Genomic DNA, 18,762 nt, shown 5'->3' with positions numbered 1-18,762 from the left:
CGTGGACCTGGGTAATGCCAGTGTGTGATGCCCGAACCGAAGGTGGAGACATCCGGCACGCCGCGTGGGTCCGACGCCATGCGGCGGAGCCTTTCCGCGGCCGGCGGATATCGGATGGCCTCGTGGCGTACCGGGCCCCCGGCGGTGACGCCGGTGGTGTGCGTGCACGGTGCCGGGGTCTCGAGCCGGCCGCTGCTTCCGCTGGTGGAGCGGCTGGGGGAGAGCGTTGAGACGTGGACGGTCGACCTTCCCGGCTTCGGGCGGAGTCCCCGGCCGGCCGAGCCGCTCGGGCTCACCGCGCTCGGCGACGCGCTGGCGGACTGGCTGGCGGCGGTGGAGCTGCCGCCGGTATGCCTGCTCGGCAGCTCGTTCGGCTGCCAGGTGGCGACCGACGTCGCGGTGCGTCATCCGGGCCGGGTGCGGTCGCTGGTCCTCGTCGGGCCGACGATCGACCCGATGGGACGCACGTGGCCGCGCACCATCGTGCGGTGGCTGCGCAACGCCGTACGCGAGAGCCCGCGGATGGTTCCGCTGAACCTCGCCGACTACCGCGACTGCGGTACCCGGCGGGTGCTGTTCACGTTCGGCGAGTCGCTGCGGGACCGGATGGAGGACCGCCTGCCGGCCGTCACCGTGCCGACGCTCGTCGTCCGGGGAGAGCGCGACGCGCTGGTGCCGCGGCCGTGGGCGGAGGAGGTCACCCGGCTGGTTCCGCGGGCGCGGCTGGCGACGGTGCCGGACAGCCCGCACACGGTTCCGTTCCGTGCGCCGGAGGCGCTCGCGGCCCTCGTCACCGAGTTCGTACGGCAGGACGCCAATGCGAGCGGATGAGCAGATCGCCGACTTCGACTCGGCCACCGGCATGCTGCGCGTACTCGGTGAGTACCTGCGCGGTCGCGACGCTCCGCTGCTAGCGCGTTACCCGGGCGCCGCCGAGCCGTTCGTGGCCGCGCTGCTCGGCGCGGCGAACCGGCTGCCCCGCCGGCTTCAGGAGAAGGCGTACGCCGCCAGCGGCTGGGCCGAGGCGCTCCCGGCCGACCGCATGGGCGAGGTACGCGCGGACGAACTCGCCGAGTGGGTCGTCGGCCGATACTCGCGGCGGCGCTATCCGGCGGTGTTCGTCGGGTCGTCCAACGGCGCGATGACGCACCTGGCCGCCGCTCTGGGGGCCTGCTGGCTGCCGCAGACCCTGCTGATCCCGGTGCGCCGCCGGGGCGGCCATCCCGACCGGCCCGCCGAGGCGCTGCGCACGCACCGGGACGCCGGGCGCGCGCTGCTGCGGGCCAACCCCGACCTCGAACTCCACCACATGCACGACGCGAACCAGGACCGCCTCATGGTGGCCGGCATGTCCTACTTTCGCGTCAAGTGGCGGCGGCTGCCCGAGGCGTACGAGCGGTTCCTGCGCGAGCGCCTGGCGCCCGGCGGCATGGTGATCAGTGTCGAGTGCGGGCTGAGCTGGCCCACCACCCGGATCGGCGAGCGGCACGTGTTCCAGCACGGCGCGCTGGGCGGAGCGACGGCGGAGGAGTTCCGGCACGGCAGCCCGCGCGTGGCGGAGTTCCTCGCGCGGTACGGCTCGCCGTACGACCGGTGGGACGCCCCGGAACCGGACGGGGTGAGCCCGGAGGCCGAGTGGGGTTTCCAGGACGGTCTGCTGGACTCGCTCGGCGACGTCGCCGCCCGAGCGGGTGCGACTCTGCGGCGGCTGCGGTTCGACGCGCCGGAGGACCTCAGCCCGGTCGTCGCCGACCTGTACCGCGACTGGTACCGGCGCCGTGGCATCGCGCCGGACCGGCTCCTGGTGGAGAACTTTCTGCTGGTCGAGCCCTGGTGGACCCTGCGCACCGGATCGGTGCCGTTCTGGACGGTCTTCAACACCGAGCCGTCCCGGCAGGCACTGCTGCGCCACCTCGACCAGGCCGATCCGTACGATGAGATCCGGCTCATCCTGTTCTCCCACGGCGTCGAGTCGGTCGGCCTCGCGTCCATCGACGACTGGGGCCGCGTGCTCGACCGGGCGCGGAAGGTCGGCGTCTTCACCGGGGTCGACGCCCGTGCCTACCCGCGCGACTTCGCCGTCTTCGCCCGTGCCCATCGCGAGCTCGCCCGGACCCGGCACCGGGTCCCCATGCCCGCCAGGCCTCTCGATGTCGCCGACGTGGACGAGTTCCTGGAGAAGCGGGACGACGTCGGCTGGTCGGCCTGATGGCCGAAGACGCACCGATCGTCGACGCGCTCGCGAAGCTGCTCCAGCGCTCACACCTGCTGGTGCCCGCGGACCTGGCGGCCGAGTTCACCGACGCGGTGCGCCCGCTGGGGATCTCCGAGGTCCGGTTCTATCTGGTCGATCTCCAGCAGCAGCGGCTGCGGCCGATGGCCGGTGCCTCCGGCCGTACGCCTCCGGCGCTCAGGATCGTCTCCACACCGGCGGGGGAGGCCTACCAGACGACCAGTGTGCGGAGCACCCTGGCGGAGGGAGAGCGCCGCCTGTGGATTCCCCTTCTCGACGGCACCGAGCGGCTCGGCGTCATGGAGGTCGTGTCCCCGGGCGACGACGCGGACGTCGACCAGGCGGAGCTGGAGCGATGCCGCATGCTGGCCTCGCTGGCCGCACTGATCATCACCAGCAAGTACGTCTCCAGCGACATCTACGCGCGGCTCCGGCGGCGCCGCGAGATGGCGATTCAGGCGGAGATGGCCTGGGCGTTCATGCCACCGCGGACGCTCGCGACCCGAAGGGTCATCCTGGCCGCGAGCCTGGAGCCGGCGTACGACGTCGGAGGGGACGCGTTCGACCACTCGCTTTTCCGCGATCACCTGTACTTCTCGCTGTTCGACTCGGTCGGCCACGACCTGACCGCCGGTCTGATCTCCAGCGTCGCCATGGCCTCCAGCCGGGCCGCGCGCCGTGCCGGTGGAACGCTGTCCGACAGCGTCGCGCAGGCGGATCGCGCCATCGCCGGCCAGTTCGGTGAGTCACGGTTCGCCACCGCGCTGCTGTGCGACCTCGACATGGACACCGGCGAGCTGAGCTGGATCCCCTGCGGTCATCCTCCGCCGCTGCTCATCCGCGACAACATGGTGATCAAGCAGCTCGTCCGCGAGCCGTGGCTGCCGCTCGGCCTGGGGGACACGGGCGAGCCCATGTCCCCGACCGTGTACACCGAAGAGCTCCAGCCGGGTGACCGGGTGCTCCTCTTCACCGACGGTGTCCTCGAAGCACGCGCGCAGAGCGGTCGCGAGCTGGGAGTGACGGGCCTGAGCGACTTCATCATCCGGCACAGCGCCGAAGGCCTCGCCGCTCCGGAGACGTTGCGCCGTCTCAACCAGGCGATCCTGGACCATCAGCACGGACGCCTCCGCGATGACGCCACGGTCGTTCTCGTGGAGTGGATGCCTGCCGACCCCGAAGAACGCCTCACCCTGTGAGTCACGGGAGCGACGGCGCGGTCCTTTGCCGGCGCGCGGTCCGGGTCGGACGCCACGTGGCGACCAGGGCGGCGGCGAGCAGGAGTTCGGCGATGTCCCCGCCGTAGTACATGATCTCCGCGCCGCCGCGGACCTGCGCGATCGGGGCGTTGACGTCGATGAGGAACCCGCCGTACAGCAGTTGCGCGATGACGGCGTGCCCGGCGATGGCCACGCCGAGGACGACCAGCCGGGCCCGGACGCCGGGTCTCGCCGGCGCGGGGTCGCGCCCGGCGATGACCCACGCGAACAGGCAGCCCGACAGCAGGAAGTGCAGGTGCAGCAGCCAGTGCAGGGCCGGTCGCGCGGCCGTGGCGTCGTACAGCGGGGTGAAGTAGAGGACGGCCAGGCCGCCGGTGCTGAGGCACAGCGCGATGAGCGGATGGGCCGCCACCCGCACCGGCCGGCCGCGCAGGGCGCCGGTCAGCCGCCGGGCGTGCCGGGCGGGCAGCGCGCGCAGCAGCACGCTGACCGGCGCGCCCAGTACCAGGGCCGGCGGGGCGTACATGGCGATCAGCAGGTGCTGGAGCATGTGCCCGCGGAAGTCCTCGTGCGCGAACGGGGCGATCGGCGGCAGCAGGGCCGCGGCCAGCACGGCGCATCCGGTGAGGAACGCCGCCGTGCGCCACCGGTCCCGCGAGCGGTGGGCCGGCCGGGCGCCACGCCGTACGAGCAGCAGGTAGCCGGCCGCGAGCAGCACGACGACGGTCACGGCCGGAACGGCCTGCCACGACCCGTCGTGATGCGCGGGCATCGGGTGGTCGTGCATCAGGAGCTCCGCGGCCGGTCGCGGGCGCCGTCCGGCTCGGGGTCGAAGGGCGTGCCGGAACGCTGGACCAGGTAGCCGACCAGCAGGAGCACGGCGCCGAGCACCAGGAAGCCGATGTCCCACCAGAGCTGGTGGGGACCGGTCCGTACGTGGTGGATGCCCAGGATCTGGTGGTCGAGGAGGCCTTCGACGAGGTTGAAGAGCCCCCAGCCCACGAGTATCCAGCCCCACAGCACCCGGGAGGTCCACACCCGGCGCCGCCGGTGGGTGACCCGGGAGTAGAGGATGGCCAGTCCGATGAGAACCGACAGCCAGCAGACGACGTGGAACAGGCCGTCCCAGACCGTGTTCATCTGCAGCCCTGAGACGGTGTGGGGGTCGTAGTACTTCACGCCGATGTTGTCGGTATCGGTGCTGCTGAGCATGTGGTGCCACTGCAGCAACTGGTGCAGCAGGATGCCGTCGACGAACCCGCCCAGCCCCACGCCCAGCACGATCCCCGGGAGCTGGAGGCTCGCCGGCGTCGCACCCGCCCTGACCTGGTCGGTAGCGGCGGTCATCATGTCCCTTTCGCCCGGCATTGGGAGAGTAAAGATCAACGCTCTCCCCTGGGCCGCTACCCGGTGAACGAGCGGCCAACCGCCGGACGGGTATAACGCCGAAGAGCCGACGGCGGGGGCCGCGATGGCGTACGGACCGGCCGGTCAGGGGCATGTCGGCCCCGGCCCGCATGGGGCGGAGGGTCACGGGTAGGGCGGGGCGGTGGCAGAGCCCGAACGGCCACGCGGCAGCGCGACGACCCGCCGGAACGGCGACGAGGTCGGCGCCTGCGGGTGAGGAGGCAGACAGATGAAGCGACATTCGGGCCGGCTCACGATCGCGCTTCTGGCGCTGGCGGGCGCCGCGGCGTGCTCGACGGGAGGTGGCGCGGTCCATGCCGCCGACACCGGCACGCCGTCCGCGACCGGCGGCGACCGGACCTGGCTGGCAGCACTCCACCAGGCGAACCTCGCCGAGATCCAGGCCGGCGAACTGGCGAAGAAGAAGGGCACCACCCCGGCGATACGGTCCGTCGGCGCGATGATCGTCACCGACCACGTCGCCTCGGACGACCAGGTGGCGCGGGTCGCCAAGAGTCTGAAGATCACGCTGCCGTCGTCGGCGGCGCCGGCGGACGCCGCGGCGGCGAGCCGGCTCGCCAACGAGTCCGGTGGGACGTTCGACCACGACTTCGTCTCCACCATGATGACCGGCCACCAAAAGATGATCAGCAAGACCCAGACCGAGATCGCCCAGGGCGCCGAGCCGCAGGTGAAGAACCTCGCCCAGAGCACGCTCCCGGTGCTGCGCAAGCACCTGACGGCCCTGCGGAAGGCGGCGCCCACCGGCTGAGCCGAACGCCCGCGTAGGGCGCGTCTCAAAGACAGCGGGGCTTTGAGACGCGTCCTCCAGGGCCCAGATGCCCGCCGCGGGAGCCTGCCCGGGCCGGTGGACGGTCGCGTACCCCGTCGACCGGAGCCCGGGCCGGCCGGTTCAGTCGGTGGACACGGCCTGGAGCAGCTCGCCCACCTGGGGGTCGGGGAGCGCGCGGGCGACGTCGGCCTGGGCGACGATTCCGACGAGGGTGTGCCCGTCGATCACGGGGAGGCGGCGAACCTTGTGGTCGGTCATGGTGCGCAGGATCTCCCTGGCGTCGTCGTCGGCGCCGATGGTGACGGCTTCGCCCTGAGCCAGGTCACCGGCCTTGGTCGCCGCCGGGTCGTGGCCCGCGCCGAGGACCTTCACGACGATGTCGCGGTCGGTCAGCATCCCCTTCAGCCGGTCGTCCCGGCCACAGATGGGCAGGGCGCCCACATCGTGTGCGGCCATCTTCTCCGCCGCGACCAGAACGGACTCGTAGTCGCGTACGCACTCGGCCCCGCCGGTCATGATCTCGCGTGCGGTCGTCACGGTCTCCTCCTTCACGTCTCGCGGACCCGGCGTTCACCGCCGGGGCTGCTCCGCGCTACCCGCGCGACACGCGAACCAACATGGCGGGCGACCGCGTTCCGGGCGGCGGTCGCGGCGAGTGAGACGGCGAACGGCGTCCCGGTGACGGTGCCGCCGGCGGCGACGTCGTAGCGGGTGGAGATGAGCACGCCGGCCAGTCCGCAGCCGGCGCCCACGGCCACCGCGACCGCGGTCGTCGCCGGAATGTCGCGGGTCCACAGGAGGGATGGCGGCGGGTGCGACGAGCACGGCGACGGGCCGGCGCCCCGAGGACGAGCAGCTCCGCCGGCGCCCGGCCCATGAACGGGTAGGCGAACGGCGCGATGAAGATCTGTTCCTTGGCCCGCCTCAGGAGTGGAGGCGATGACCTGGTCGCTTCACTTCGCCGCCTCGGACGTCGTACGCGACGGTGCCGCGTCGGCGAGGGATTCCGGCTCGGCGGTCGCCGGTTCGGTCGGCTCGGCGGGCCGGCGGCGGTTCCAGGGCATGGCGAGGATCAGCAGGGCGATGACGGCGATCGAGCTCCTGGACCACCACTGGTGGTTCTGCCACCAGCCGACGTCGTCGAAGTGGGTCAGGTAGATGTAGCCGAGCCCGGCCCACAGGGCGGCGAGCGCGATCGCGGGGCGGCTGAACCTGGTCGGACGGGCGATCAGGAACGGCACGAACCACAGCAGGTACTGGGCGCCCATGCGCGGCGTGACGATCATGAAGGCGAGCAGGACGGCCGAGGTCATGTCGACGCGGTCGGCGCGTCGCCACAGCCACATCACCGCGAGCAGGGTGGCATACAGGACGACCTGCCCGATGCCGGCGGCGGTCGGGGCCAGCGCCCAGTTGCCGCCGGTCATCCACGCCGTCCAGCCCCATTCGCCCACGACCGGTCGTACGCCGCCGAGATACCGGGCCACGTTCAGCAGGTCCGACCAGCTCACCTTCAGTACGAGGGGCATGGTGAACAGGAAGAACACCGGGACGACGCCGGTCATCACGATGCCGCGGAGGCGTTCGCGCCAGTCGGGCAGCAGCGCCAGCAGGGGCGGAAGCAGGATGACCGGCCACGATCCGGTCGACAGCGCGAAGCCGAACATCGCCCCGGCCCAGCCGCCGCGGCCGCCCCGCGCCAGCACGTACGCCGCGACCAGGAACGCCAGCGCGACCGGCTCGATCTGCCCGTGGATCACCGAGACCATCAGCGCGATCGGGTTGCAGGCGTAGGCGAACCGGGCGGCCGGGGCGTTCCGACCGCCGGCCAGCTTCCCCACCAGGGGGATCAGCGCGATGTCGGCGGCCACGGTGACCAGCCGTCCGGCGATCTCCCAGGGCAGTCCCGCCCCCAGGCCCAGGCCGTACAGGTAGGGGATCATCGGCAGGAAGTGCCACGACCCGTGGGTGGCGACGACCGGATCCTGGTGCGCGAGGACGGCCTGCCCGGCGGCCTTGAAACCGTTCGCGAAGTCGAGCGGCTGCCAGGAGTCGGCCGCGGCGCTGATGAGCAAGAACAGGCGCAGCGCGATTCCGACGGCCAGCGCCCTGCCCAGCGACGGCCGCCAGCCGCGCCACAGGGAGAAGGCGGACAGGAGGAGCCCGGCGACCAGGACGGATGCGGTGATAACGGGGTGGTCCATTACCGGACAGATTGCCACAGCTCAGCGGCCATATCGCCGCTGACCTGCGGATTTACAGCCAACTCTCAGCGTGCCCTCGGGCTTCGCGCAGGCGCGGAGCCGCCGCCCGCCGGATCGGGACGCGCGGTGGGGGTATGCCGAGCGCGGCCACGACATCGGCTCCGCGACACCGACGGTGACCCTCCGGCCACGCGCCGGGGTGAGAACATGTCGCATGCCCTCACTCCCGCGCGTCGCCACGGCCGTGTCCGGCTCTTCTCCGGCCCGCCGGGCGGTGTTGCTCGCGGCGCTGTGCCTGCCGGCGGGATGTGCGCTGGTGGGCGGGGAGCCGTCGTACCGCGAAGGGCCGCTGCCGATCGCCACCGGAGCCGTCGACGGCGTCTACTACCGCTACGCCCGGTCGCTGGCCGCCCGCATCGGCCGCCGCCTGCCGGGCGTCCGCCCGTCCGTGGAGTCCACGACCGGGTCCGTGGACAACCTGCGCCGCCTGGCCTCCGGCCGCGACCGGCTGGCCTTCGTGGCCGCGGACGCCGTGGGAGCGGCGGCCCCGGCCCGTACGCTCCGGTCGCTGGCCCGGCTCTACGACGACTACATCCACCTTGTCGTTGCGGGCTCCGGCCCGATCCGATCGATGGAGGACCTGCGCGGCCGTACGGTCTCGGTGGGCGCGGCCGGCTCGGGCGTGGAGCTCGTGGCCGGGCGGGTGCTGGACGCCGCCGGCCTCACCTCCGGCCGGCGTCCCACCCGGGTGCGCATGGGGCTGGAGGAGTCCGCCGCCGCGTTGCGCGCGCGGCGCATCGACGCCTTCTTCTGGTCCGGAGGACTGCCGACGGCCGGCATCGCGCTGCTCGCCCGTCAGGTGCCGATCCGGCTCCTCGCGCTCGGCGCGCTCGCTGCACCGATCCGCGAGCGCTACGGACCGTACTACCGCGCCGCCGCGATTCCGGACGGCACCTACGACGGCGTCGGCGCGACCCTCACGCTCGCGCTGGCCAACTTCCTGCTGGCCACGACCTCACTGGACGACGGGCTGGCCTACCGGCTGACCGAGATCCTCATCCGCGACCGGGACGCCGTCGCCGCCGAGGTGCCCTCGGCCGAGCACCTGGACGTACGCGACGCCATCCAGACCGAGCCGATCCCGCTCCACCCGGGCGCCCTGCACTATTACCGGTCCGTCAAACCGTGACGGCCGGGGAATGATCCGCCGGCACCGCCATCGTCACGGACAGGCCGCCTCCGTCGGCGGTGGTGATGTCCAGCCGGCCCCCGCAGGCGGCGAGGAGCGTACGCGCCACGGCCAGCCCGAGCCCGGAGCCGTGCACGTTCTGGTGGCGCGGGCTGCGCCAGAACCGGTCGCCGATGCGGGCCAGCTCCTCCTGGGGCAGCCCGGGCCCGTCGTCGGTCACCTCGATCTCGACGGGGTCACCGGTGCCGGTGACCGTCACGCTCACGACCGAGCCCGCCGGGGAGAACTTCAGCGCGTTGTCGATCACCGCGTCGAAGGCGCTGCCGAGCGCGGTCGGATCCGCGACCGTCCAGACCGGCCCGCCCCAGACGCGCATCACGGCGATGTCCCGCTGGTCAGCGACGACCTGCCAGGCGGTGATCCGCTCCTCGACGAGCGCGACCACGTCGAAGCGTTCGACGGCGCCCTCGCGCTGTTCGGCCAGGGCGAGTTCGAGGAGGTCGTCGAGGACGGCGGTCAGGCGGCGTGCCTCGCTCCGGAGGTTCTGGATCTCCTCCTCCCGGCCCGGCGGCAGCGTCAGGGCCAGGTCCTCCAGCCGGAGCATGACCGCGGACAGCGGATTGCGGAGCTGGTGGGACGCGTCGGCGACGAACGCGCGCTGGCGTTCCATCGTGTCCTCCACCTTCTGCGCCATCCCGTTGAACGAGGCGGTGAGACGGCGCAGCTCGGGCGGGCCGGACGCGGCCGTCACGCGGGCGTCCAGGTGACCGATGGCGATGGTGTGGGTGGCCGCGTCGAGAGCCCGCACCGGGCGCAGCATCCAGGTCGCCAGGCGGTGGGCGAGCAGCAGGAACAGCAGGACCGCGACGGCGGCCGCACCGCAGAGCACCAGCCACCGGTCCAGGACGGCGGCGCGCATCCGCCGGGTCGGTGAGACGGTCACCACGGCGCCCACGACGTCCCCGGACTGCATCACGGGGGCGGCCACCGTGAGCGAGCGGTCGCTCCAGGGCCAGATCACGGCCGGGTCGGCGCTGTGCCGTCCGGCGTACGCCTGGCGGAGGAACGCCGAGACGTCGCCGGCGTCGCCGCCCGGGTAGCCGGGCGTGGCGACCAGTCGGCGGCCACCCCGGTCCAGCACCGCGGCCGCGATGCCGTACACCTGCTGGTAGCGCGTGAGTTCGGTGTTCAGCGTGGAGGTGGGCATGCCCGGGGCCGCGTTTCCGGCCAGCGCCGCGAACCGCACGGTGTCATCCAGGCGGTCCTGGAACAGCGCGTCCTGGTGCTGACGGACGATGCTCGTGCCCAGCGGAACGCCGAGGGCGAGCAGGATGCAGACCATGAGGGTGATCAGGGTCCCGATGAGTCGCGCGCGCACGGTGGGCTCAGCGGAGGGGGAGAGGGCGTCCGGCGGGCCGCTCGGGCGCCGCGACGATGCGGTAGCCGACCCCGCGTACGGTCTCGATCACGCCGGTCAGTGCCAGCTTCGACCGCAGTGACCCGACGTGTACCTCCAGGGTGCGGTGGTTGCCCTGCCAGCTGGTGTTCCAGATCTCGCTGATGAGCTGTTCGCGGCGGAAGACCACGCCGGGCTCGCGGGCGAGCGCCGCGAGCAGGTCGAACTCCTTGCGGGTGAGCGCCACCGGCGCGCCGTCGACGCTGACGGAACGGCGCAGCCGGTCGAGTTCGATCCGGCCGCCGCACAGCGCCTGCGCCGGACGCGGGCCCGGCGGGGTCTGGCCGCCGGCGCCGTTGCCCGGGGAGCGCCGCCGGCTGACGACGTGAATGCGGGCGATGAGCTCACCGACGTCGTACGGCTTCACGAGGTAGTCGTCGGCGCCCAGGTCGAGCCCGTGGATCCGCGAGCGCACGTCCGCGCGCGCGGTCACCATGATCACCGGGACGTCGCGGAGGGCGCGGATGCGGCCGCACAGGTCGAAGCCGTCGCGGTCGGGCAGGCCGAGGTCGAGCAGCACCACGTCGGGGCCGCCGTCGAGCCGCTCCAGCGCGTCGGCCGCGGAGTGCGCCAGGTCGACCTCGAAGCCGTGCCGCCGGAGCACCGACGCCAGCGCCGCCGCGACGTGTACGTCGTCCTCCACCACGAGCAGCCGCATGGCCCTCCTTCCGGACCGACTCTAGTGAGACCGGCGGTCCGTCCGCCCGCCCTTCGGGGACGCGTCGCCCGTTCTGCGCCGTGCAAGGCGCCCCTCTCCGGGGGGAAAGGGGCGCCTCGTCCGTTATGCCACTGGCGCGAACTCCTCGCCCTCGGCGGTGTTCGCCCGAGTGGACTCCCCGGCCACCTCGCGCGACGGGCCGGCCCAGCCGCTGCGGACGCCCCAGACGTAGAACGCCAGCGAACCGACCGCGACCACCGCCATGTCCACGCCGTACGGGATGAGGTCGTGCCCGCCGAACCGGTCGCTGCCCAGGGCCGACAGCAGCGCCATCCAGGCCAGGTAGGCGATCAGCCAGACGCCGGCCTTCAGGTGCGGGCCCCATCCCACGAACCGCTGCCGCAAGCCGTAGTAGAGGTAGATCGGCAGGCCGATCGCCATGATGCCGATGACCTCACCGGTCAGCGGCCACCTCGACCAGTACATCAGCAGCGACGCGAACGCGAAGCCCGCCGGTGCGATCACCCGAAGGGCCGGCGTCCGCGTCGGCCGGGGCAGGTCCGGACAGGTCCGGCGCAGCACCGCCACGGACACCGGGCCGGTGACGTACGAGATGACGGTGGCGACCGAGATCACCGCCGACAGGGTGCCCCAGCCACGGAAGAGGCACAGGAAGACGAAGGCGATGACCAGGTTGAACCACATGGCCGGCTGGGGGATGCCGTACTTCGGGTGGACCCGGCCGAGGATCCGCGGGAAGTACCCGTTCTCGTGCATGCCCTGGATCATCCGGGCGGTGGTCGCCGTGTAGGTCATGCCGGTGCCGGAGGGGGAGATGAAGGCGTCGGCGTACAGGGTGACCGCGAGCCAGTTGAGGTTCACCGCGATCGCCAGGTCCGCGAACGGTGAGTTCAGGTCGACGCCGGACCAGCCGTGGCCGAGCAGGTGGCCGGGGACCGCGCCGACGAACGCCGTCTGCAGGCCGACGTACACGAGCGCGGCGAGGAGAAGCGAGCCGATGAGGGCGAGCGGCACGGAGCGGCCGGGGTTGCGCGCCTCACCGGCCATGTTGAGCGGGCTCTGGAACCCGTTGAACGCGAAGACCACGCCCGAGGTCGCGATCGCGGTCAGCACCGCCGCCCAGCCGTACGGCGCGAAGCCGCCGTGGTCGGAGAAGTTGCCGCCGTGGAACCCCGACGCGATCAGCCCCACGATCGTCAGCGCCGGGACGACGAACTTGACGACCATGATGAAGCCGTTGGCCATCGCGTACAGCCGTACGGTCCAGTAGTTGATGAGGAAGTAGACGACGACCAGGAGCGCCGCGATCGCCAGTCCCGTGGGGTGGAGTTCCTTGCCGTCGTAGAGGCCCTTCGCCCAGTGCCACTTCCACGAGCTCATGTACTGGACGGACGCCTCGGCCTCGATCGGGATGACCGAGACGATGGCCACCCAGTTCGACCAGCCGCCGATGTAGCCGACCAGCGAGCCGTGGGAGTACTGCGCGTAGCGGACCATTCCGCCGGACTTGGGGAACAGGGAGCCGAGCTCCATGTACGCCAGGCCGATGAGGATCATGATGCCGGCGCCGATCACCCAGGCCAGGATGGCCGCCGGCCCCGCGACCTTGGCGGCCTTCCAGGATCCGAAGAGCCAGCCGGAGCCGATGATCGAGCTGAGCCCGACCATGAGAAGCGAGAACGTACCGAGCCGCCGGTGATAATCGCCGCCGACTCCCGCCCGCTCCGGGCGTGCCACATTCGGCATGCGGGTTACCTCCCTCTCGTCGGGTGCGGTCGGGACCGCAGGAGCCTCGCGCGCGATTTGAGAGAAGGGTGCTCCCGGCCACGGAGACGGGCCAAGGTCTTTGAGCTAGATCTGAGGTTCGTGCTCGCCCGGCTTCAGCATGGTCTAGCGAGGAACCCCGGTCCTTTAGGGCCGGGAGGAATCACTTCCCTCGCGTGCGGCACGCTAGCGCCGCCTGGACCGGTGCTCGGGGCCTGAAGACCAAGTGTGGGTATGCGAGGTGTAGGCGATGCTGTTACCCCTGTGGTTATCGGGAGATTCTCCCCCTGTGTGACACAGAAGAACGTTACAGTCACCTTCTGTGAAGGTCGTGGTGCAGGTGAAACTCATGCCGGATGCCGGGCAGGCGCTGGCGCTTGAGCGGACCCTGCACGTGGTGAACGAGGCGGCGAACTGGGTCTCGGCCGTGGCGTTCGAGCGTGGTGTGCCGCACGTGTACGAGCTGCGCAAGCACACCTATGGCGAGCTGAAGTCGCGGGACCTGGGCGCACAGGCCGCCCAGCATGTCATCAAGAAGGTCCGTGACGCCTACACCACGTTGAATGCGAACATCCGCGCCGGGAACCTCGGCAGGCCCGGCTCTCGCCGTCGCGTCAAGGCCGAGACCAAGCCGATCGTGTTCCGCCCGGAGGCGGCGCAACCCTACGATGACCGGTGTTTGTCGTGGCAGTACGACGCCGGGACCGTGTCGGTGTGGACCACCGGCGGCCGGATGAAGAACGTCCGGTTCGCTTGCTCGGCGGGTGCGCTCAAGACGTTGCAGGCCCATCGGCAGGGTGAGTCGGATCTGGTTCGGCGTGATGGGGTGTTCTATCTGATCGCCACGTGTGAGGTGCCCGAGGCCGAGCGGTTCGAGCCTGGGCGGTTCATCGGCGTGGACCTGGGCATCGTCGCCATCGCGACCACTTCGACCGGTTACCAGGCCGCTGGGCGGGGACTCAACCGGCATCGCAGGCGGCAGCTCGAACTACGCCGCAAGCTCCAAAAGAAGCGCACCAGGTCCGCCAAGCGGCTGCTGAAGAAACGCAGCCGTAGGGAAAAGCGTCACGCGGCGAACCAGAACCACATCATCGCCAAGACGATCGTGACCGAGGCTGAACGCACCTCATCCGGAATCGCCCTGGAAAACCTCACAGGGATCCGGCAGAGGGTACGGCTCCGCAAGCCCCAACGGGTCACGCTGCACTCCTGGGCCTTCGCCCAGCTCGCAGACTTCATCACCTACAAAGCCCAGCGGGCCGGCGTGCCCGTGGTCTTCGTCGATCCGGCCTACACCTCACAGCAATGCTGTGAGTGCGGCCACATCGACAGTAAGAACCGGGTCAGCCAATCGGTTTTCTGCTGCCAAAACTGCGGGGTCGTTGCCCACGCAGACCGGAACGCCTCCCGCAACATCGCCCGCAAGGGCGAGGCTGTGTGGATTGCGGGGCGTGAGTCACGCGTCCCCGCCACCCCATAGAGGGGTGCTGGACGGAGGAGCCCACCCAGCAGCCAGCCGGGAGCTACCTCCAAGCCCGGTCCTTCAGGACCCTTAAGGACCGGGTCAAGTTGACAAGGTGACGGCCACGTGCCGCCAGTTCACCACAGCGCCCAGAGCAGTGCCGCGGAGACCAGGCCCGCGACCACGACGGCGCCCGCCATCGCCGCGGTGACACGCCACGACAGCGCTCGTCCCACCATCACCATCGACGGGACGCTCAACGCCGGCAGGGTGATCAGCAGCGCGCCCGCCGTACCGGCGCCCAGGCCCGCCGCGGCCAGGGCCAGTACGACGGGGATCTCGCCGGCCGTCGGAATCACCAGCATGGTGCCGATCACCGCGCAGACCACCACCGCGAGAACGCCCAGCCGGGCGCCCAGACCGGAGAAGTCCGACAGCCAGCCGCTGAGCGCGCCGACCGCCAGGACCACGATGACGTACTCCGGAATCAGGACCAGCGCGAACCGGACCAGCGACCGCAGATAGCGCAGCGGGAGGTCACGCAGCCGCACCGGATCCGGCGGCGCCGGCGACTCCACCGGCAGCGCCCGCCCGGCGGGCGCGCCGGTCAGCCGGCCCACCAACGCGGTCACCCCGAACACCAGCGCCGCTCCGACGACGATGCGCACGACACCGAACTGCCACGGTGCGACCAGGAACAGGAACACCAGCACCGCGGGGTTCAGCACCGGGTTCCCCACCCAGTAGGCGAGGCTCGCCGGCACCGTCGCCCCGCGCCTGCGCAGGCCCACCACGACCGGAGCCGTGCAACAGGTGCACATCAGGCTCGGCAACGACGCCACACCGCCCGCGAGCGCCTGACCGAGCCGGGAGCGGCGGTTCATCACCGCGAGCAGCCACGTCCGCGGCACCAGGGCGTCGATCGCGGCCGCCGCCAGCAGGGCCACCACCGCCGCACGCCACACGGCCTGGAAGTACGTCGTCGTGAACTCCCACGCCCCCGACCACGACGGCGCCGCTCCCGGATCGCCCGACGACGCGAAGATGGCGCCGCCCGGCCACGCGCGCGTCCGGCCGAGACCGCGGGCCTTGTCCGTGTACGGCAGCCACTTCGCCCAGAGCAGACCGCCCACGAGCACGACCGCGAGCACGCAGACCCCGGCCACGCCGACCCTCACGTCACGGCGGGAACCTCCACGGACCTGATCCGGCGAGCCGAGTGTGGTCATGTCAGGGATCTTCCCTCGCACGCGGGCGATCGGCCAGTGTCGCCCGGCACCTTCCGCGCGCCGCCCCCGGCCGCACCCGGCGCGGGTGAAGAACGGTCGCGCGCCGTCACGACCACGCCGGCCGAGGCGGCGCTGACGCAGGCGACGGCGAACCACTGCGGTGAGCTCAGGTGTTCGCCCAGTACGAGCAGTCCCGCCACGGCCCCCGCGGCCGGCTCCAGGCTCACCATCACCGCCACGACCCGTTCCGGGAGGCGGCGCAGCGCGGCCTGGTCGAGCGACCACGGGACCACGGCCGAGACCAGAGCGGTTCCGGCACCGGCGAGCAGCACGTCACCGCGGAACAGGGCCGTGCCGTCGAACGCCGGACCGAGCGGCAGCACCAGGAGGGCGGCGAACCCCACCGCCCACGTCAGGTCGGACCCGTCCGCCCGGCGGGCGCCCACCCGCTTGTTCAGCACGAGGTAGGCCGCCATGAACGCGCCGGAGGTCAGCGCGAGAGCGACGCCCGCCGGTGAGAGTGGGACCGGGCCGCCTCCGGGCCGGTAGATCATCGCCACCCCCACCGCGGCGAGGCCGGCCCACAGCACGTCGGCGGGGCGCCGCGAGCCGGCGAGTGCCAGCACGAGCGGCCCGAGGAACTGGACGGTGGAGGCGATTCCCACCGGCAGGCGCTCCATCGCCGGATAGATGAACTGCATGCCCGCGATGGCCGTTCCCAAAGCGGCGATCAGGGGCAGGGCGTCGCGGCGCGGCGGACGCGGGCGCCACAGCGCGAACAGGATCAGGGCGGCGAACCCGAGCCGCAGCGTGATGACCCCCGGCGCGCCCACCTGCCCGAACATGCCCTTCCCCAGGGACTGGCCGGTCTGGACGGCGATGACGCTGCCGAGGACGAGAACGGGCGCGGGCACGCCCGGAAGCCGCTGACGTCTCATGGCGGCAGTCTGTGAAGGCCCCACCATTCGCGTCCATCGACAGATATCGCAGGGATTCGTGTTGAATGGCCACATGATCGACCCTCGCCTGCGAACACTGCGCGTCCTGCGCGAGGAGGGCACCGTCACCGCGACCGCCGAGATCCTCCACCTCACGCCGTCGACGGTCTCCCAGCAGCTCCGCGGGCTCGCCAAGGACCTCGGCGTGCGACTGCTGGAGGCGGAGGGCCGGCGCGTCCGCCTCACACCGGCCGCGTACACGGTGCTCGACCACGCCGACACCCTGTTCTCGCAGTGGGAGCACGCCCGGGCGGACCTCGCCGCGCACCGCCGGGGCGTCTCCGGCGAGGTGCGGTTCGCCGCCGTCTCCAGCGCGCTGGCCGCCCTCGTCGCCCCGGCGGCGGCACGGCTGCGCGCCGAGCATCCCGGGCTGGAAGTGTGGATGGCCGAGCAGGAGAGCGAGAAGGTGTTCGCGCTGCTGCTGGCGCACCGTACGGACATCGCCGTGGTGATCCCGACCGCGGACGGCCCGCCGCCGGACGACCCGCGCTTCGACCAGCGGCCCCTGCTGGACGAGCCGCAGGACCTGCTCGTTCCGCCGGCGCACCCGCTGGCCGCCGGCTCCACGGCGGAACTGGCCGCGGCGGCGGGCGAGTCCTGGATCGGCTCTCCCGACCGCCCCGACCAGCACCACCTGATGCTCACCGCGTGCGCCGCGGCCGGATTCACGCCCCGCATCGTCCATCGCGCCAACGAGTGGTTCGCCGTCTCGGCCCTGGTCGCGGCCGGGTTCGGGGTGGCACTGGTGCCGCGGCTCGCGCCGTTGCCGCCCGGCGACGAGGTCGTCCGTGTGCCGCTGCGAGGACGGCCGGTACCGTCGCGCCGGATCATCACCTGCGTCCGCCGGGGCAGCGACCGTCAGCCCCCCATCGCCCACGGCCTGGAGGCCCTCCGCGAAGTCGCCGCCCACCGCGCCGCCTGACCCCGGCGCCGTACGGCCGCGGCACCGGCCGATCGTTCACGTGGGACCCGACCGCGCGCACGTGTTGACGCGGATACGGCCGAGGTTATATGAACATAACTGTTCGTGGTGAACACTGATGTTCATAGAACGCGGAGCGATCTGGTGTCGCCGCGAGCCACCCACCCGCGAGGAGCCGTCCCATGCGCAGGAGATCGCTGATCGGGGCCGTTCTCGCCCTTGCCGGACTCGGCGCCGTCTCCGCTCCGGTCCGTGCCGCCGCCTCCGTGCCCGCGATGCGGAGCGGTCACGGCATCACCGTCACCGCCGAGCACCGGGTGGACGCCCGCCGCATCGACCTGACGGTCACCAGCACCGCCGTCGCCGGAGCCCACAGCGTCCATGTCCTGTTACCCACGCATTACCGTCCGGCCGAACGCTACCCCGTGCTCTACCTCCTGCACGGCGCGCTGGACGGACCCGACTCGTGGCTGACCGACGGAGACGCGGAGAAGCTCACCGCCGGCCGGCCGCTGATCACCGTCATCCCGGACGGCGGGCTCAAGGGCTGGTACACCGACTGGGCGCACTCGCGCGGCTCCGCGCCGCAGCGGTGGGAGACCTTCCACGTCGGCCAGCTCATCCCGTTCGTGGACGACAACCTGTCCACGATCGCGAGCCGCAGGGGGCGTGCGATCGCCGGGCTGTCGATGGGCGGCTTCGGCGCGATGCACTACGCGGCCCGGCACCCGCGCCTGTTCGCGTACGCGGCCAGCTTCTCCGGGGCCCTGGACCTGCTCCACCCGGCGGTACGCGTCACGATCGTGGGCGAGGAGCTCGGCGTCGTGCCGAACTCCGGACCACCGGTCGCGGCCGACGCGATCTTCGGCTCGCCACTTGCCGGGTTCGACGGCGGGTGGCGGGCGGCCAGCCCGGTGCGGCACGTCGCGTCGCTGCGCGGCATGGGCCTGGCGATCTACACCGGCGGCGGTTCGATCGCCGACCCCTTCAGCGGATTCGTGGAGAGCAACCTCCGTGACACGGCCTGGGCGATGCACCGATCGCTGAACGCCGCCGGCATCCCGCACTTCTTCGACGACTACGGCGACGGCCACGGCTACGGGCCGGAACGCTGCGACGGGGGCCACGACTTCGGTTGTTGGAAGAACGACCTGGTCAATGTGCTGCCGCGTCTCATGGCCGTCGTCTCTCACCCTTGAGGAGCCC

At 71.9% G+C, this 18,762-nt stretch carries 18 protein-coding genes; 8 read left to right on the top strand and 10 right to left on the bottom strand.

The window, feature by feature from the left end; genetic code table 11:
* The first annotated feature begins 114 nt into the window (after positions 1–114).
* From ABEA10_RS19120 to ABEA10_RS19110, 3 genes are read left to right on the top strand one after another with little or no spacing between them, the layout of a single operon-like run.
* Positions 115–831, top strand: a complete 717-nt coding sequence (locus ABEA10_RS19120; protein WP_345465500.1) for an alpha/beta fold hydrolase — start codon at positions 115–117, stop codon at positions 829–831.
* Positions 818–2,209: a hypothetical protein gene (locus ABEA10_RS19115; protein ID WP_345465498.1), complete on the top strand. Its 1,392-nt coding sequence runs from the start codon at positions 818–820 to the stop codon at positions 2,207–2,209. The genes ABEA10_RS19120 and ABEA10_RS19115 overlap by 14 nt, the downstream gene beginning before the upstream one ends.
* Positions 2,209–3,432 carry a PP2C family protein-serine/threonine phosphatase gene (locus tag ABEA10_RS19110; RefSeq protein WP_329246893.1) on the top strand — a complete coding sequence of 408 codons (1,224 nt, stop codon included), beginning with the start codon at positions 2,209–2,211 and terminating at the stop codon, positions 3,430–3,432. Before ABEA10_RS19115 ends, ABEA10_RS19110 begins: the two co-directional genes overlap by 1 nt.
* 1 nt (position 3,433) lies before the next feature.
* Here ABEA10_RS19110 and ABEA10_RS19105 read toward each other — a convergent pair whose 3' ends face one another.
* Both ABEA10_RS19105 and ABEA10_RS19100 read right to left on the bottom strand, forming a co-directional pair.
* Complete coding sequence (locus ABEA10_RS19105; protein WP_345465495.1) at positions 3,434–4,240, bottom strand: cytochrome c oxidase assembly protein; 807 nt, start codon at positions 4,238–4,240, stop codon at positions 3,434–3,436.
* The gene (locus ABEA10_RS19100) at positions 4,240–4,821 is read right to left on the bottom strand and encodes a DUF2243 domain-containing protein (protein ID WP_345465493.1); all 582 of its coding nucleotides are present in this window, start codon (positions 4,819–4,821) and stop codon (positions 4,240–4,242) included. The genes ABEA10_RS19105 and ABEA10_RS19100 overlap by 1 nt, the downstream gene beginning before the upstream one ends.
* Before the next feature lie 268 nt (positions 4,822–5,089).
* Here ABEA10_RS19100 and ABEA10_RS19095 point away from each other — a divergent pair, with 268 nt between their 5' ends.
* On the top strand, positions 5,090–5,632 hold the full coding sequence (locus ABEA10_RS19095) for a DUF4142 domain-containing protein (RefSeq protein WP_345465491.1): 543 nt from the start codon (positions 5,090–5,092) through the stop codon (positions 5,630–5,632).
* Positions 5,633–5,773: 141 nt separating this feature from the next.
* Here the strand turns inward: ABEA10_RS19095 and ABEA10_RS19090 are convergent, their stop codons facing one another.
* From ABEA10_RS19090 to ABEA10_RS19080, 3 genes are all read right to left on the bottom strand, one after another.
* Positions 5,774–6,190 carry a CBS domain-containing protein gene (locus ABEA10_RS19090; protein WP_345465489.1) on the bottom strand — a complete coding sequence of 139 codons (417 nt, stop codon included), beginning with the start codon at positions 6,188–6,190 and terminating at the stop codon, positions 5,774–5,776.
* A gap of 11 nt (positions 6,191–6,201) precedes the next feature.
* A complete protein-coding gene (locus tag ABEA10_RS19085; protein WP_345465487.1) occupies positions 6,202–6,411 on the bottom strand; it encodes a hypothetical protein in 210 nt (69 codons plus the stop codon).
* A gap of 195 nt (positions 6,412–6,606) precedes the next feature.
* Positions 6,607–7,857 (bottom strand): glycosyltransferase 87 family protein, encoded by a 1,251-nt coding sequence (locus tag ABEA10_RS19080; protein ID WP_345465485.1) that lies wholly within the window; start codon positions 7,855–7,857, stop codon positions 6,607–6,609.
* Between the two features lie 214 nt (positions 7,858–8,071).
* Between ABEA10_RS19080 and ABEA10_RS19075 the strand changes: the two genes are divergently transcribed.
* On the top strand, positions 8,072–9,046 hold the full coding sequence (locus ABEA10_RS19075) for a TAXI family TRAP transporter solute-binding subunit (protein ID WP_345465483.1): 975 nt from the start codon (positions 8,072–8,074) through the stop codon (positions 9,044–9,046).
* Here ABEA10_RS19075 and ABEA10_RS19070 read toward each other — a convergent pair.
* The 3 genes from ABEA10_RS19070 to ABEA10_RS19060 form a co-directional block, all read right to left on the bottom strand.
* Entirely contained in the window at positions 9,036–10,424 is a 1,389-nt protein-coding gene (locus ABEA10_RS19070; protein WP_345465481.1) for a sensor histidine kinase, read from the bottom strand. The two genes, ABEA10_RS19075 and ABEA10_RS19070, sit on opposite strands and share 11 nt — an antisense overlap.
* 7 nt (positions 10,425–10,431) lie before the next feature.
* Complete coding sequence (locus tag ABEA10_RS19065) at positions 10,432–11,160, bottom strand: response regulator transcription factor (protein WP_345465479.1); 729 nt, start codon at positions 11,158–11,160, stop codon at positions 10,432–10,434.
* A 123-nt stretch (positions 11,161–11,283) separates the two neighbouring features.
* Positions 11,284–12,927 (bottom strand): APC family permease, encoded by a 1,644-nt coding sequence (locus ABEA10_RS19060; protein WP_345465477.1) that lies wholly within the window; start codon positions 12,925–12,927, stop codon positions 11,284–11,286.
* Between the two features lie 340 nt (positions 12,928–13,267).
* On the opposite strand from ABEA10_RS19060, the gene ABEA10_RS19055 reads away from it, so the two are divergent.
* A complete protein-coding gene (locus ABEA10_RS19055; protein WP_345465475.1) occupies positions 13,268–14,425 on the top strand; it encodes an RNA-guided endonuclease InsQ/TnpB family protein in 1,158 nt (385 codons plus the stop codon).
* A 119-nt stretch (positions 14,426–14,544) separates the two neighbouring features.
* Here ABEA10_RS19055 and ABEA10_RS19050 read toward each other — a convergent pair whose 3' ends face one another.
* Positions 14,545–15,636 carry a permease gene (locus tag ABEA10_RS19050; RefSeq protein WP_345465473.1) on the bottom strand — a complete coding sequence of 364 codons (1,092 nt, stop codon included), beginning with the start codon at positions 15,634–15,636 and terminating at the stop codon, positions 14,545–14,547.
* On the bottom strand, positions 15,633–16,574 hold the full coding sequence (locus ABEA10_RS19045; protein WP_345465471.1) for an EamA family transporter: 942 nt from the start codon (positions 16,572–16,574) through the stop codon (positions 15,633–15,635). The genes ABEA10_RS19050 and ABEA10_RS19045 overlap by 4 nt, the downstream gene beginning before the upstream one ends.
* A 73-nt stretch (positions 16,575–16,647) precedes the next feature.
* Here ABEA10_RS19045 and ABEA10_RS19040 point away from each other — a divergent pair, with 73 nt between their 5' ends.
* Both ABEA10_RS19040 and ABEA10_RS19035 read left to right on the top strand, forming a co-directional pair.
* The gene (locus ABEA10_RS19040) at positions 16,648–17,556 is read left to right on the top strand and encodes a LysR family transcriptional regulator (RefSeq protein WP_345465469.1); all 909 of its coding nucleotides are present in this window, start codon (positions 16,648–16,650) and stop codon (positions 17,554–17,556) included.
* Between the two features lie 182 nt (positions 17,557–17,738).
* Positions 17,739–18,755 (top strand): alpha/beta hydrolase, encoded by a 1,017-nt coding sequence (locus tag ABEA10_RS19035; RefSeq protein ID WP_345465467.1) that lies wholly within the window; start codon positions 17,739–17,741, stop codon positions 18,753–18,755.
* Positions 18,756–18,762: the final 7 nt, after the last annotated feature.

The sequence above is a fragment of the Actinoallomurus oryzae genome (genome assembly GCF_039541955.1).
Lineage (GTDB): Bacteria > Actinomycetota > Actinomycetes > Streptosporangiales > Streptosporangiaceae > Actinoallomurus > Actinoallomurus oryzae.
Note: the sequence above shows the minus strand (reverse complement) of the source record. Positions and strands in the feature narration are given on the sequence as shown.